The 14,240-nt window shown below is 71.3% G+C and carries 12 protein-coding genes and 1 pseudogene; 5 read left to right on the top strand and 8 right to left on the bottom strand.

From position 1 onward, the window contains the following. Positions 1 to 349: pseudogene (locus D892_RS0139940) on the bottom strand (hypothetical protein); the annotation flags it as partial. A gap of 166 nt (positions 350 to 515) precedes the next feature. Between D892_RS0139940 and D892_RS49100 the strand changes: the two are divergent. The 5 genes from D892_RS49100 (at position 516) to D892_RS0139920 (ending at position 5,478) form a co-directional block, all read left to right on the top strand. After that, the gene (locus tag D892_RS49100) at positions 516 to 659 is read left to right on the top strand and encodes a hypothetical protein (RefSeq protein ID WP_232236439.1); all 144 of its coding nucleotides are present in this window, start codon (positions 516 to 518) and stop codon (positions 657 to 659) included. Positions 660 to 921: 262 nt separating this feature from the next. After that, a complete protein-coding gene (locus tag D892_RS43310) occupies positions 922 to 1,893 on the top strand; it encodes a sensor histidine kinase (protein ID WP_063629998.1) in 972 nt (323 codons plus the stop codon). Between the two features lie 103 nt (positions 1,894 to 1,996). Beyond that, a complete protein-coding gene (locus D892_RS0139930) occupies positions 1,997 to 2,914 on the top strand; it encodes an undecaprenyl-diphosphate phosphatase (RefSeq protein ID WP_036566578.1) in 918 nt (305 codons plus the stop codon). 159 nt (positions 2,915 to 3,073) lie between these two features. Next, a complete protein-coding gene (locus tag D892_RS0139925; protein ID WP_024806609.1) occupies positions 3,074 to 3,733 on the top strand; it encodes a response regulator transcription factor in 660 nt (219 codons plus the stop codon). A 50-nt stretch (positions 3,734 to 3,783) separates the two neighbouring features. Further along, positions 3,784 to 5,478: a serine/threonine-protein kinase gene (locus D892_RS0139920; protein WP_024806608.1), complete on the top strand. Its 1,695-nt coding sequence runs from the start codon at positions 3,784 to 3,786 to the stop codon at positions 5,476 to 5,478. 50 nt (positions 5,479 to 5,528) lie between these two features. Here the strand turns inward: D892_RS0139920 and D892_RS0139915 are convergent, their stop codons facing one another. From D892_RS0139915 to D892_RS0139875, 7 genes are all read right to left on the bottom strand, one after another. Next, entirely contained in the window at positions 5,529 to 5,708 is a 180-nt protein-coding gene (locus D892_RS0139915; RefSeq protein ID WP_024806607.1) for a hypothetical protein, read from the bottom strand. A 166-nt stretch (positions 5,709 to 5,874) separates the two neighbouring features. Beyond that, positions 5,875 to 6,906: an ATP-dependent 6-phosphofructokinase gene (locus tag D892_RS0139910; RefSeq protein ID WP_024806606.1), complete on the bottom strand. Its 1,032-nt coding sequence runs from the start codon at positions 6,904 to 6,906 to the stop codon at positions 5,875 to 5,877. 80 nt (positions 6,907 to 6,986) lie between these two features. Next, on the bottom strand, positions 6,987 to 7,949 hold the full coding sequence (locus D892_RS0139905; RefSeq protein WP_024806605.1) for a hypothetical protein: 963 nt from the start codon (positions 7,947 to 7,949) through the stop codon (positions 6,987 to 6,989). 223 nt (positions 7,950 to 8,172) lie between these two features. Continuing rightward, positions 8,173 to 9,114, bottom strand: a complete 942-nt coding sequence (locus D892_RS0139895; RefSeq protein ID WP_036567831.1) for a serine hydrolase — start codon at positions 9,112 to 9,114, stop codon at positions 8,173 to 8,175. Next, a complete protein-coding gene (locus D892_RS49095; protein ID WP_232236283.1) occupies positions 9,104 to 11,845 on the bottom strand; it encodes a serine/threonine-protein kinase in 2,742 nt (913 codons plus the stop codon). Before D892_RS49095 ends, D892_RS0139895 begins: the two co-directional genes overlap by 11 nt. Before the next feature lie 72 nt (positions 11,846 to 11,917). Then, on the bottom strand, positions 11,918 to 12,577 hold the full coding sequence (locus tag D892_RS0139880) for a response regulator transcription factor (protein WP_036571648.1): 660 nt from the start codon (positions 12,575 to 12,577) through the stop codon (positions 11,918 to 11,920). 98 nt (positions 12,578 to 12,675) lie between these two features. Next, on the bottom strand, positions 12,676 to 14,139 hold the full coding sequence (locus tag D892_RS0139875) for a sensor histidine kinase (RefSeq protein ID WP_063629996.1): 1,464 nt from the start codon (positions 14,137 to 14,139) through the stop codon (positions 12,676 to 12,678). Positions 14,140 to 14,240: the final 101 nt, after the last annotated feature.

Here is a 14,240-nt window from a genome sequence, read left to right as displayed (position 1 = left end):
CGCCGGGCGGTAGCCCTGGCGCGCCCTGGAAATCGCCGGGGATCACCGCTTCCCAGGGATGGTCGCCGGTCAATTCGATGATCGCGGCCCGCGCGGCCGCGCTCTCGACCGTCGGCTGAGTGACCGCGGCGGTCGCCGCGGGTGCGAACGCAACGGTCGAACCCGCCACCATCGCCACCACCGCGGCGCCGCCGCCGAGCCGGCGTAGCCGGTGGGATCTGCCGTCCGGCGCCGAGGCGGCGCGGCCGCTCCCGGATTCGGTCGGCAGTGTGCCCGCATCCCGCGCGTCGGACGAGTCGGTGACGGCCGGCTCCGCCCGGGAGGGGCGGCCCTGCGTTGCATCGCTCATGACAGCCTAGGTTATGGACATCCCCCTCACCCGTCCTCACGCCGGGGATAGATTTCGGTACCGGCGCGCCGGGGGAGCGGGATTTCCGGCTAGCACCCAGGTAGGGGTGCGAATTCATCCACCGGTATGACGACGCAGGTCATGGAGGTTTTCTACGGTCATAGGCATGGCTCGGATTGCGCAGGCGGCGCGACAGGTGACTCTGACCACGCGGCGGCCCGATCGCATGCGGTTCGTCTTCGACGTGTTCACGGTGGTGGGTCCCACCGTGACGCTGTTTCTCGGTCCGCGTGGCCGACCCTGCATCTGACCCACCAGGTGCCGGCGGCGGCCCAGCCGTTCATCGCCGGTCTGGCGGCGCTGCCGTTCGCGCTGATCCGGGTCAACCCGGCGCTCGGCTGGGCGATAATCCGCCGGCTCCGCGCTGCTGATCGCGCTGGCCATCGCCAACCAGCCCGGCAACTCGCTGCCGTTCCAGGTCGTGCACATCCTGACCTGCTTCGCCCTGTTGTTCGCGGTGGCGGTGCGGGCGCAGATGCAGATCGTGGTGGTGGCCTGGCTGGCCTCGTCGCTTGCTGTTCGTCACCACGATGGCCCGCACCGGCGACCCGTTCGCGTGGCCGATCGCCATGACGGGCCTGGTGGTGTTCGGCCTCCTGGTGCGCTGGCTGGTGCTGTCGCGCCGGGAGCTGGTGCGGCGGGAGGAGGAGAACGAGCTGGAGCGGGCGCGCCGGGCGATCCTGGAGGAGAAGGCGCGCATCGCCCGCGACCTGCACGACGTGGTCGCCCACCACATGTCGCTGGTGGTGGTGCAGGCGCAGACCGCGCCCTACCGGGTCGCCGACGTGTCCGAGCAGGCGAGGGCGGAGTTCGAATCGATCGGGGCCTCGGCCCGTGAGGCGCTCAACGAGGTGCGCGGCATGCTCGGGGTGCTGCGCAGCGACGGCCAGCTGCCCGAGCACGCACCCCAGCCGGCGGCCGTGGACGTCCTCGCGGTGCTCGACGCCGCCCGCCGGGCGGGGGTGCCGGTCGACTGGGTGCTCGAGGGTGAGCTGGCCGCGGTCCCGGACACGGCGGGCCTGGCGCTGTACCGGATCGTGCAGGAGTCGCTGTCCAATGCCTCGCGTCATGCTCCCGGCACCGCGGTGCGGGTCACGATCACGGTCCGGCCCGGCGCGGTCGAGGTGGTCATCCGGCAACGAGCCCGGCGTGGTCGTGCCGAACGGCGCACCGGGAACGGGTATTTCGGGTATGCAGGCCCGGGCCGCGGCCATCGGCGGCACGCTGACGGCGGGTACCCGGCCCGACGGTGGTTTCGAGGTGCGCGCCGTGCTGCCGTTCGGGGCGGACGCCGGACCGGTCGCCGCCGAGGTCACGCCCGCCGTCGTCGCGCCGGCGCCCCGGACCGCGCCCGAGACATCCGTTCCGGAGTCCTGACGCCCGGCGGCGTATCGCCCGGGCGGATCGCACCTGCCGGTGTCGGTCCGTCGTCCGGCAGGTCGGAAATGCCCGGAGTGCAGACGAATTCGAGGTCCCGGGCGTGACGGCGCACGGGCCCGGGTGGATCCGCCCGAATTGCCGGGGCGCGGCGGCGGGGACCGAATGCTCGTGCGGCGGTGGCGGTCTGGTCGTGCCAGACTCTTCGCGATGCTGACCTACTTCCAAGCGACCGTCATCGGCACGGTGCAGGGTGTCACCGAACTGTTCCCGGTCTCGAGCCTCGGGCATTCGGTACTGGTGGCCGCGTGGGTCGGCGGCGACTGGCAGGCCATGGTCGGCACGGAGGAACCCGGCACGGGCACACCGTATCTGGCGTTCGTGGTCGCCCTGCACGTGGCGACGGCCGTGGCGCTGCTCGGTTACTACCGGCGGGACTGGTACGCCATCGTCGCCGGGTTCCTCACCACCCTGCGCACCAGACGCCTGGAGACCGTTCCGCAACGGCTGGCCTGGCTGATCGTGATCGGCACCGTCCCGGTCGGCGTGCTCGGGCCGCTGCTCGAACATCCGCTGCACGTGCTGTTCGCGGCGCCGATCTACGCGAGCGTATTCCTGACCCTCAACGGTGTCGTGCTGATCGTCGGCGAGGGGTTGCGCCGGCGCAACGAGCCGACGCTGGCGCAGTACGGTCGCCGGTTCGCACTGCGCCAGCGGCACGCCCGGGCCCGCCGGCAGTCCGATCGGCCGCTGGCCGCCCTCGGGCTGCGCGACGCCGCCGGGATCGGTTTCGCGCAGGCCGGTGCGCTGCTGACCGGATTCAGCCGATCCGGCCTCAGCATGGTCGGCGGTCTGTTCCGTGGCCTCGAGCACGTCCACGCGGCCAAGTTCGCCTTTCTGCTCGCCACGCCGGTGATCCTGGGCGCGGGGCTGGTCGAGCTGCCGGTGCTGGCCGGACCGGAGACCGTCGGGATCCGGGGGCCGGTGCTGGTCGGTGCCGTCGTATCGGGATCGGCCTCCTGGCTGTCGGTGCGGTTCCTGGAACAGTTCTTCCGCACCCGCACGCTCCTGCCGTTCGCGGTGTATTGTCTGGCCGCCGGGCTGCTGTCGATCGCCAGGTTCTGCTGAGATCGGCGGCGGTTCCGTCCGGCAGCGCACCGGGGGTACGGCGCGCGGCCCGCGGGTCGCTCGTGCGAGACTCGTCACGATGTTCACCTACCGTTCAGCGCTCGGGCCGGCGGCGGCCGGGGCGCTGTCGACCGTCCGATCCAGCCGAGGTCCGGTCACGTGCCCATAACCGTGTTGATCGCCGACGATCAGGCGATGGTGCGACAAGGGTTCGGCGCCCTGCTCGCCGCCCAGTCCGATATCAGCGTCATCGGCGACGCGCCCAACGGCAAGGTCGCCGTCGAGGAGACGGCGCGGCTGCGGCCCGATGTGGTCCTGATGGATGTGCGGATGCCGGAGATGAACGGCCTGGACGCCGCCCGCACCATCCTGGCCGCGCATGCCGATCCGCCGGTGCGGGTGCTGATGCTCACCACCTTCGATATCGACGACTATGTCTACGAGGCACTGAGCCTGGGCGCCAGCGGTTTTCTGCTCAAGGACGCGCCCGCCGAGGAACTGGTGCGCGCGGTGCGGGTGGTGGCCGAGGGCCAGGCCCTGCTGGCGCCGACGGTCACCCGGCGGCTGATCGCCGACGTCACCCGCCGCCGCGCCCGCCCCAAGCCGGCCCCGGCGCTGGACGCGCTGACGCCGCGCGAGCGGGAGGTGCTCGAACTGATCGCCAAGGGCATGTCCAACACGGAGATCGCCGAGGCGCTGTTCGTCGCCGAACAGACGGTGAAAACGCATGTGTCCAAGGTGTTCTCGAAACTCGAGCTGCGCGACCGCGCGCAGGCCGTGGTGCTGGCCTACGAATCCGGCCTGGTCACCCCGGGCTGACCGGACAGGTAGGATCGCGCACTGGTACGTCGCCGGAAGGGGATCCGCAGGTGTTGAGCACAGGTGATGTGTTCGCCGGGTTTTCCGTCGAGCGCCTGCTGGGGCAGGGCGGGATGGGTTCGGTCTACCTCGCGCGCCATCCCCGCCTGCCGCGCCTGACCGCCTTGAAGCTGCTGAACCGGGAGCTGTTCGCCGACGCCGAGATCCGCGCCCGGTTCGAGCGGGAGGCCGACCTGGCCGCGCGGCTGGACCACCCGAACATCGTGGCCGTCTACGACCGCGGCGTCGAGGACGAACAGCTGTGGATGAGCATGCAGTACGTCGACGGCGTCGACGCGGCCACCGTGAACCCGCACACGCTGCCGCCGGAGCGCGCGGTGCAGATCATCGAGGGCGTCGCCGCCGCACTGGATTACGCGCACGGCAACGGCGTCCTGCACCGCGACGTCAAGCCGGCCAACATCATGCTGGCGCGCTCCGGCGGCGGCAAGGGCGAACGGGTGTTCCTCACCGATTTCGGCATCGCGCGGCTGCGCGAGGACTCCCAGCATCTGACCCAGGCCGGAATGTTCACCGCGACACTGGCGTACGCGTCGCCGGAACAGATGACCGGCGCCGTGCTGGATCATGCCTCCGACCAGTATTCGCTGGGCTGCGCGCTGTACTGGCTGCTGACCGGCACCGGCCCGTTCGACTCCGAGGATCCGAGCGAGCTGATCGACGGCCACCTGCAGCGGCCGGTGCCGCCGGCCAGCGCGCGGCGGGCCGGGCTGTCACCGGCCATGGACGCGGTGATCGCGCGGGCGATGGCCAAGCGTTCGGTCGACCGGTTCCCGACCTGTGCGGAATTCGCGGCCGCCGCGCGGCACGCCCTGACCGCCCCGGCCGCCGTCCCGGTCGGTGCCGTGGGCCCTGCCACGGGGCCGCTGCCGGTCGGCCCGTCGCCGGGCATGGTGGCGCCGCCGGCGAATCCGTCGGTCCCGCCCGCGTATTCGACCACGACGCCGATGGGCCCCGGCGTGCGTCCGGTCGCCGCGGCACGGGCGGTGCGCCCGCCCGCGCCCGCGTTCACCGCCCGCCCGCCGCAGCGACGCTCGCCGGGCGCGCTCGGCTGGATCGCCGGCGGCGTCGTGCTCCTGGTGGCGGCGCTGGCCGCCCTCATCGCCGTCGTCGCGTCGCACGACGACGACTCGGACGACATCGGCTCCGACACCACGCCCCCGCGCAAGTCCGATCCGGTGCGGGAACTGGAGTCGCTGCACACCGCCTTCCCGAAGCTGGTCCCCGAACTCACCACAGGCGACGGCACCGGCGAGGGCCCGGGCTTCGGCGGCAAGACCTGCCATGCCGCGAAACCCGGCGATCCGCTGGTCCAGCACGGCGAAGGCCAACCCGCACTGGGCAACTGGGTCGCGGCGTGGGACTGCTGGGGCGGCACCGGCGACCGGCCCGACTACGCCCTCGTCGCCTACGGATCGCCGGCCGACGCGCTCACCGTGCTGTCGCGATTACCCCCGAACCGGCGGGTCGCGGAGCGCAACGGGGACACCGCGTATACGAACTACCGCTGGAACACCCCGGAGAACCAGTCGCGCACCACGTACTACTCCATCACCTCGTTCGACACCGATCCGAATCGCTCGAACTACCTGCTGTACTGTACCGACGACCACTGGCCGTCGATCCAGCTCGGCCTGTCCGCCACCGACTTCGCCGAGTGGTGGAAGACGCTGCCCCTGAAGTGATCCGGCCGCTGAAGTGATCCGGCCGCTGAAGTGACTCCGGACGGCCCGCGTTACCAGCGGATGGCGCGCTCGTCGAGCACCATGTGCCCGGCGTCGACGAGGATCTGCCGCGCCCGTTTGCGGACGGCGCAATCGTCTACGGTGCAGCACATGTGGATCTGCATGGCCTCATGAGACTGGTCCGGTGTCAGCGGACCGGGGTCGACGGTGCAGTCGAAGAGAAACATCATGGCGACTACCAGCGTTCTGCATTCGGGGCCGACGAAAGCAATCCGAGTAAGCCTAACCACACTCGCCGGGATGCGTGAACCGTATGGGTCGTTCGGAGTTGCCAAGGCCCCTGTGGGCAGAGCTGCCAAGGCCCCCTACGGGTCGGGGGTTGCCAAGCCTCTACGGTCACCCGAAGAATGCGGCCGCCTCCCCGTATCGGTCCGACGGCACCAGCTTGAGCTGCTTGGTCGCATCCGCCAGCGGCACCAGTTCGATCTCGGTGCCCTGCAACGCCACCATCTGCCCGAAGTGCCCGTCGTGCACGGCCTCGGTGGCGTGCACACCGAACCGGGTCGCCAGCACCCGGTCGAACGTCGTCGGCTTGCCGCCGCGCTGCACGTGCCCGAGCACCGTGGTGCGCACCTCCTTGCCGATCCGCCGCTCGATCTCGGAACCCAGTTGATGCGCGACACCGGTGAACCGCTCGTGCCCGTATTCGTCGATGCCGCCCTGGCGCAGCTGGAACGATCCCTCGGCCGGCTTGGCGCCCTCGGCCACCACGCAGATGAAATGCGAATCACCGCGCTGGAAGCGGCGTTTGATCATCGTGCACACCTCGTCCACGTCGAACGGCACCTCGGGCACGAGGGTGAGGTGCGCGCCGGAGGCGATGCCGGAGTTGATCGCGATCCAGCCGGCGTGCCGGCCCATCACCTCCACCAGCATCACGCGCTGATGGGATTCGGCGGTGGTGTGCAGCCGATCGATGGCATCGGTGGCGATGGCGATCGCGGTGTCGTGGCCGAATGTGGTGTCGGTGCAGTCGATGTCGTTGTCGATGGTCTTGGGCACCCCGACCACCGGGACGCCCTCGTCGGCCAGCCAGCTGGCCGCCGTCAGCGTGCCCTCGCCGCCGATCGGGATGAGCGCCTCGATGCCGTTGTCGTCGAGGGTCTGCTTGATCCGGCCGAGCCCCTCGCGCAGCACGTCCGGATTGGTGCGCGCGGTGCCGAGCATGGTGCCGCCCTTGGTGAGCAGCCGATCGGTCCGGTCGTCGTTGTGGATGCGGATCTTGCGATCCTCGAGTAGGCCGCGCCAGCCGTCCTGGAAACCGACGATCGCGTCTCCGTAGCGGCCGTTCGCGGTGCGAACGACAGCACGGATGACCGCGTTCAAGCCTGGGCAGTCCCCGCCTCCGGTCAAGACTCCGATGCGCATATCCGCTATCTTGCCGGGCGCGTCCCGGCCGCGCAGCCCCGACCCCGTGAAGCCTCGGTAACAGGGGGCGCACCGGCCGATCAGCGCGCCGGTGGGCACTGCCCGGCGGGCAGTTCGCCCAGGTGCTTGCCGACCAGCCCGACCAGCTTGTCGAGGATCTGGGTGCCCTCGTCGAATCTGCCCGAATTGGCCTGCGCGGCAAGGGCGATCGCCATCTGGCCGGTCGGCGTGGCGACGAGCCCGAACTGGCGGACGAGATAGCCCCCGGCCGGATCCGGCCCCCAGCCGCCCTTGTACCGGGCGTCGTCGAGACGGCCGACGCCCCACTGCTGGCCCCACACCACCTGGCCCATCAGGTTCAGCACGGTGTCGGAATCGGGCAGGCAGGGCAGGCGCGAGGCGAACCGCACCTGGTCGGCCAGCGACCACTGGGCCTGGCCGAATGCGGAGTAGTCGGGGCGGGACCGGGTCGCGGGCACCTTGGTCGTGGTGTCGCCGCCCTCGTGCAGCACCCCCTCCACCGCCTGCGCCGCCCGGTCCGGGGTGCCCAGCGACTGCCACAGCCCGTCCGCGGCGGCGTTGTCGGATTCGGTGATCGCCGCCGACATCTGATACGTGCTGGTGTTGCCGTTGCCGCGGAGCACGGCCAGGGTCAGCGGCACCTTCATCGTCGACCAGGCCGGGCCGGTGGTCCAGTCGCCCATGGCGCTGAGCCGGGTGCCGCCGACGGGCATGATCGCCATGCCGGCGTGCCCGCCCAGCGACGGTTGCAGATCCTTGAAGTCGGCGGCCAGCGTGCCGGGCAGCGCCACCATCGCGCCGGGGTCGATATTCTTCGGCGGCGCCATCGTGGGTATCGGGCCGGAGTCGCCGCCGCTGTCGGTGGAACAGGCTCCGACCAGCATCAGCGCACCGCACAGGGCGAGCGTCAGCCGCCGGATTCGCTTGCCGCGCGGCCGCCGGGGCGACTCCAGCGGTGGCCCGCCGACCGGCGCCGGAGCGGAACCCGCTGCCCGCGGCGCTGTTCCGTCGCGGGGGTTCATACCGAAATGCCCCGGTAGCGAACGCGTTTCGGGCGGCTCGCACCGGTTGCACGGCCGCCGGTGCGGATGTCCTGGCCGCCGGCACGGTGCGTCCACGCGGTCACCTCCACCATTCCCGGGTGGCTCGGAACCATGACACCCGCCAGTCGAGGCATTCTGGGCCGCCGGGACAGAACGGTCAAATGTTGTAGCCCACGGTGTCGCATATGCGACGGGCCGCGTCTCACCTCCGGCACTCGCCGCCGCCCAGTTCGTGCAGGTGTTCCGACAGCAGGGCCGCCATCTTGTCGAGCATCGCGGTGGCGTCGTCGAAGCTGCCGGAATCGGGCTGCGCGGCAACGGCCACGGCGAGCGGCCCGGCGAAGGTCGGGACGACGCCGAACTGACGCACCAGGTACGCGCCGGTCTCGTCGTCGGGGCCCCAGCCGCCCTTGTATTCGGCGCCGACGAAGGCCCCGAGGCCCCAGGACTGGCTGGCGGTGATCTCGCCCATCAGGCGCACCACCCGCGCCGCGTACGGCAGGCACGGCAGCCGGCTGGCGAAGCGGACCTGGTCGGCCAGCGTCCACACGGTGGCGCCGAACGCCAGCGGATCATCGACCGTCTCGCGCGCCTGCGGATTGTGCCGGTCGGCGACATCGGTTGTGGTGTCGCCGGCTTCGCGCAGCACCGCCTCGACCGCCTCGGCCGCCGGGTCGCCGCCCCCGAGCGCGTCCCACAGCTGCTGGGCGGCGTCGTTGTCGGAGGCGGTGATCGCCGCCTCCGCGGTGGCGGACAATCCCTCAGGGTCGTGCCGCAGCGCCGCGAGCGCCAGCGGCACCTTGATGGTGGACCAGGCGATTCCGCTGCCCCAGTCGCCGAGCGTGATGGCGTGATCGCCGCCGACCGGCATCACCGCCAGCCCCATGCTGCCGGGCATTTCGGACTGCAACCGGGCGAATTCGGCGGCCATCGTGGGCGGGACGCTCAGGTTGTCGCCGAGCGTCTGGGGTTTCGGTAGGTCCAGCGGATTCGCCGCCGGGACCGGGGCCGTGATCGGGGCGACCTCCGCCTCGGGAACGGGCGTGCCGGCGTTCGCCGTGCATGCCGAAATCACCATCGCCGTGGCCGTCAGCAACGTCCACCGGAATCCCTTGTGCCGGACCGACTTCACATCAGTACACATACACCACCGCGTTCTCGCCGCCGGTGCAGGTCACCAGCTGTCCCGACGCCGAGCAGTTCATCGTGTAGGAGCGGCCGGTCACCGGGCTGACCGCGACCACGGACGACGGTGCGCCAGAACCGGTTTCGGCCCCGTCGGCATAGGCCTTGCGGACCGCCTCGGCGAAGGCGCACGACGTCACCGACGAACCCGTCGCCGATTTCGCGTACTTGCCCCGCCCGGAGGTCGCGCCCTGGCATTCGTTGGCGCCGGCCGGCGCGGTGGCGGTGGCGCCGGTCGTGGGTGCGGCCGTGCTCGGCGCGGGCTGTTGCGGCACAGTGACATTCGAACTCGCCGGGCCCGAGGCGACCGACGGCCCGCTGCTGCCGGGCTTGCTCACCATATGCCAGCCGACCGTGCCGACGACGGCCGCCAGTGCCACCGCGAGGACGCCGATGACGATGGGCAGGATGATGGAACGCTTCGATGCACGTTCGTGGTCCTGCTCGTATTCGCCCGCGGTGGTGGAGTATCGGGGTTCCCCGCCGAAGGCGTAGTCGTATTCCTCGCGATCGGTGGCGTAGCCGCGGCGCGGGCGGGCGTAGTCGTCGTAGCCGTCATCGTAGTCGTCGGCGGGGTGGGCGTAGTGGTCGTCGCCCGCGTAGTGGTCGTCGCCGGGCCGTGCGTAGTGGCCGTCGTCACGGGGTGCGTAGAGGTCGCTGCCGGGGGCGGCGAAGCGGTCGTCACGGGGATAGCGGTCGTCGCCGGGAGCGGCGTAGGGGTCGGCGGGGGAGTCGTAGCCGGGTGGTGCGTAGCTGTCTCGGGTAGCGGCGTAGGCGTAGTTCTCGTCGACGGGGTACTGGTTCTCGTCGACGGGGTACTGCTCGGCGGGCGTCGGGAGGTCCGGCTCCCAGGGTTCCTGCGGTTGCCGGGGCTGCGCTTCCGGCGTGAAGCGGAACTCGTCGGGCCGCAGCAGGGTCGGATCCGACGGCCGGATCACCGGTAGGTCGTCGGCGGGGTCGTGGCCGTCGTCCGGGACGAGGGGCGAGACGATCCGCAGCGAACCGGTCGTCGTGTACTCGCGCGCCGGCGGGTTCTCGCCGGTCGTGTCGTGCTCCGTGGCCGGCGCGGGTTCTCGCCGGACCGGGCTCGTCGGCGAGTCCGCATTCGACGGACGGCCCGTGCCCGCACCCGTGTTCAGCACCGAGGTGGGTTGTGCGGAACTCTCGACGGGGGCCGGGGCGCCGCGCGGGGGGAATCGCGCGGGAATCGTCGGTCCCTCGGGGCCGAAGGGCTGGAACGCATTCGGCGCATTCGGCGCGGGCGGTGCGGCATCGGGGCCGGGTCCGGTGGCCGGGGCGTCCTGCCGGTAGGCGCCGCTCGCGTCGGCTCGGTCGGAGGTGTCCGTCCGTTCGGAACCGAACCGTCCGGCGGTGGTCGGCTCGGCGGGTGTCGAGCCGGAAACGGTCGGCCGGTCGGTGCCGCTCGGCGGATAGCCCTGGTCGGTGCCGACCGTGCGGCCGGAAACATACGGCATGGCCCGGGTGGGGGTCGCGGGTCGCCCGGCCGCCGCGGATTCGGTTGTCGACGAGACGGATTCGGGGTCTTCCCCGGGTGGGAAGCCGACCACGTAGCGGGCGCGGGCGGGACCGGCCGGTGCGGCCACCGAGCGATGCCCCTCGGGGGGTGTGCGGTCGGGCTCGCCGAAGTCGTTGCCGTACCGGTCGTTGCCGTACGGTTCGTCGCTGTACCGGTCGTCGCCGTACGCGTCATTGTCGTACCGGTCGTCGGCGCCGAATTCGCCGGTGTCCCCGGCGAACCGGTCGGCGTCGCCGTCCGTGTCGCGGCCGAACATATCGTCGCCGGTGGGCTCGGCGGCGAAGGCCGGTGCCGCGTCCTCGGCGCGGTCGTGCCCGTAGCCGACGGACAGTCCGAGAGCGGCACGGGCGGCGCCCGCGAACTCCCCGGCCGTCGCGTAGCGGCCCTCGGCCTTCTTCGCCATCGCGTGCCCTATCACGGCGTCCAGCGCGGGCGGCACGTCCGAGTGCTGCAGGCTCGGCCGCGGCGGCGGGTCGGACAGGTGCGAGCGGATCAGTTCGCTCACGGTGTGCGTCGGGAAGGGCGTTGTCCCCGTCAGGCATTCGTGCAGCACGCAGGCCAGCGAGTAGATGTCGGCACGCTCGGTGATCGGGCCCGCGTCGAACCGCTCGGGCGCCATGTAGGTGTAGGTACCCGCCGCGGTGCCCACCATCGTCACGGTGCTGTCGGCCTCGCTGCGCGCGATGCCGAAATCCGCGAGATAGGCGAAGTCGCCCGGAGTCACGAGTATGTTGCCGGGCTTGACATCGCGGTGCACCAGGCCGGCGGCGTGCGCGGCGTCCAGCGCGGCGGCCACCTGCTCGACGAGGGCGATCGCGCGGTCGGGATCCGTCGGGCCGTGCCGGCGCAGCAGCGTGCGCAGCGAATCTCCGCGCACCAGGCGCATATCGAGGTAGAGGATGCCGCCGATCTCGCCGTAGTTGTGCACCGGAATGACGTGTGGGTTCGACAATCCCGCCGCCGTCTCCGACTCCCGGCGGAACCGTTCCCGGTAGGCCGGATCCTCGGCGAGCCCGCGCGGCAGCAGTTTGAGCGCGACGACCTGGTCATCGACCGTGTCGTAGGCCTCGTAGACCTCGCCCATGCCGCCTCTGCCCAGCAGCGAGCGCAGCTCGTACCGGCCGAATCTGCCGCCGGCCCGCGGTGCCTCCACCGGTGAAACCTCCACATCCTGGGCAGGGTGCGAAACCCTTGCCCGGTGCAACACCGGGGTTGTGCCTGCCCCTCAGACTGCCGATTCTCCGGGTGCGACCACGCCGTGGTCAAACGCATACACGATCGCCGCGGCTCGATCGCGCAGTCCGAGCTTGCCGAAAATGTGTCCTACGTGGCTCTTTACGGTCACCTCCGAGATGCCGAGCTCGATGGCGATCTCGGCGTTCACCCGGCCGCGCCCGATCAGCCGCAGTACCTCGACCTCGCGGGCGGTCAGCTCGTCGAGACCCGTATGAGCCGGTGGCGGGGATGGGCATGCCGATCGGTAGGTCGACAGCACCCTGCCGGTGACCGACGGATCCAGCCAGGAGCCGCCGCCCGCGACGGTCCGGACCGCGCGGATGAGATCCTCGGCGGGAGAGTCCTTGAGCAGGAATCCGGTCGCGCCCGCCCGCAGGGCGCCCGACAGCAGCTGGTCGTCGTCGAACGTCGTCAGCACGAGCACGGGCGGTGGGTGCTCGCCGGCCCTCAGCAGGCGGGTGGCGTCGATGCCGCCGACGCGTTTCATGCGCAGATCCATCAGCACCACGTCCGGCCGCTGTGCCGAGACGGCCGCCGGAACCTCGTCCCCGTCCGAACATTCGGTGACCACGAAGCCGTCGCGGCGGCGCAGGATGCGGCGCAGCCCGCCGCGCACCAGCTCCTGATCGTCGACGACGAGGACCACGATGGTGTCGGTGCCCGGCTCCGGCCGGACGGCCGCCTCGTGCCCGCTCGCACCGGGGCGAGGCGTGTCGTTCGTGTCGCCGACCGTGTTCGGTCCCGAGATCACGTGCCCTCCTGGGGTTTCCGGGCGATGGGGTGGCGAGCCACCGTATTCGTCACGCTGGTGAAGGCCACCCGGATCGTGCGCAGCGGAAGATCGGTCCCGGTGAGACACCCGCTGCCCACGGATTTCCCGGTGCCGGTCGGGATCCGGGCACGCACCTGCCAGCCGCCCTCGTGCGGCCCGGCCGTCAGGGTGCCGCCCAGCAGCCGGGCGCGCTGGCGCATGCCGGAGATCCCCATGCCGCGGCTGCGCAGCACCGTCCAGCCGGGCAGCGTATTGGTCACCGTGGCGGTCACCTCCGCATCCGTCACCTCGATGCGCAGGACGACCTCCGCGGCGGGCGCGTGCTTGGCGACGTTGGACAGCGACTCCTGGCCGATCCGGTACAGCGCCAGGCCCATTGCCGGAGACACCACGGCGGTGTCGCCGGTCAGCGCGTAGTCGACCGGGAGCCCCGCGCGCACGAAATCCTCGACCAGCCCGGCGATGTCGTCGAGCCCGGGCTCGGGCGTCGTGATCGTCGAGCGCTGATCGAGCAGGCCGACCGTGCGCCGGATGTCCGACATGGCCTGGCGGCCGAGCCGTTCGGCATCGGTGAGCGCGTCCACCGCCTCGTCGACGTCGCGGTCGGTCTCCAGGGTGTGGCGCGCGGCGGTCAGGTGCAGCAGGGTGACGCTGAGCGAGTGCGCGATGACGTCGTGCACCTCGCGCGCGATGCGGCGGCGCTCCTCGTCGGCGGCCTGGGCGGAGCGGATCTCCTGATTCTCCCGCTCCTGATAGAGGGAACGGCGCTGGAACTGCAGCATCAGCCCGACCATCCAGCCCAGCACCACCCCGACCAGGTACATCGGCAGCCCGGAATCCACGTTGCCGAGCGCGGCGAAACCGAGCACCTCGAGCAGCGCGGCGCCGGTGGCGGCGAGGCTGATCTTCTTCGGTGCGATGGCCGCGATCTCGCCCACGACCACCGTGAGTATCAGCGTGGCAGAGTCCGGGGAGACCGGTTGTGCCAGGAAGATGGCCACGGTGATCATGGCCGATCCGGTGAGCACGATCGGGGCCGGCTCGACGTCCAGCAGGTAGTAGATCGGGTAGCTCAGCGCCAGGACGGCCACCGCCACGAACGGCAGCGCGGTGGGAAAGTAGCTGTACCGCAACGCCGCCGCGGCGATCGCGATGATGATGATCGAGATGTGCGCCGTGTAGATCACCGACGCCGGATAGTCGTAGGAGGTCTTCTCGATCTTGCGGTGCATCGAGCCCAACGGGTCGCGCACGAACTCGCGGAAGCGGACGCCGATCCGGCCGGGCAGACCGGGCAGCTCCGGCACGGAGCCGGGCTGCTCGTGCGCATCTGCCTCGTGCGCATCCGCCCCGTGTGCATCTGCCTCGTGCGTGGTGGCGCCGGGCTCGGTAGCGCCGGGCTCTGCAGCCCCGTGCTCGGTGGCCTCTGTCGCACCCATTCTCCAAGGTTAACGGCCGCTCGACGGCGCGGCATCATCCCGCGAACGCACCGGAACTCCTACCACGGTAGGAGCGCAAGTCTCGTCCGCGGCACGACGAC

It is taken from the genome of Nocardia sp. BMG51109, from assembly GCF_000526215.1.
Taxonomy (GTDB): domain Bacteria; phylum Actinomycetota; class Actinomycetes; order Mycobacteriales; family Mycobacteriaceae; genus Nocardia.
Note: the sequence above shows the minus strand (reverse complement) of the source record. Positions and strands in the feature narration are given on the sequence as shown.

What these genes read in the sequence shown, in the direction of transcription:
- D892_RS49100 (WP_232236439.1), top strand. Translation starts at nt 516, where the DNA reads ATGGCTCGGATTGCGCAGGCGGCGCGACAGGTGACTCTGACCACGCGG.
- D892_RS0139930 (WP_036566578.1), top strand. Translation starts at nt 1,997, where the DNA reads ATGCTGACCTACTTCCAAGCGACCGTCATCGGCACGGTGCAGGGTGTC.
- D892_RS0139915 (WP_024806607.1), bottom strand. Translation starts at nt 5,708, where the DNA reads ATGATGTTTCTCTTCGACTGCACCGTCGACCCCGGTCCGCTGACACCG.
- D892_RS0139910 (WP_024806606.1), bottom strand. Translation starts at nt 6,906, where the DNA reads ATGCGCATCGGAGTCTTGACCGGAGGCGGGGACTGCCCAGGCTTGAAC.
- D892_RS0139905 (WP_024806605.1), bottom strand. Translation starts at nt 7,949, where the DNA reads ATGAACCCCCGCGACGGAACAGCGCCGCGGGCAGCGGGTTCCGCTCCG.
- D892_RS0139895 (WP_036567831.1), bottom strand. Translation starts at nt 9,114, where the DNA reads ATGTGTACTGATGTGAAGTCGGTCCGGCACAAGGGATTCCGGTGGACG.
- D892_RS0139875 (WP_063629996.1), bottom strand. Translation starts at nt 14,139, where the DNA reads ATGGGTGCGACAGAGGCCACCGAGCACGGGGCTGCAGAGCCCGGCGCT.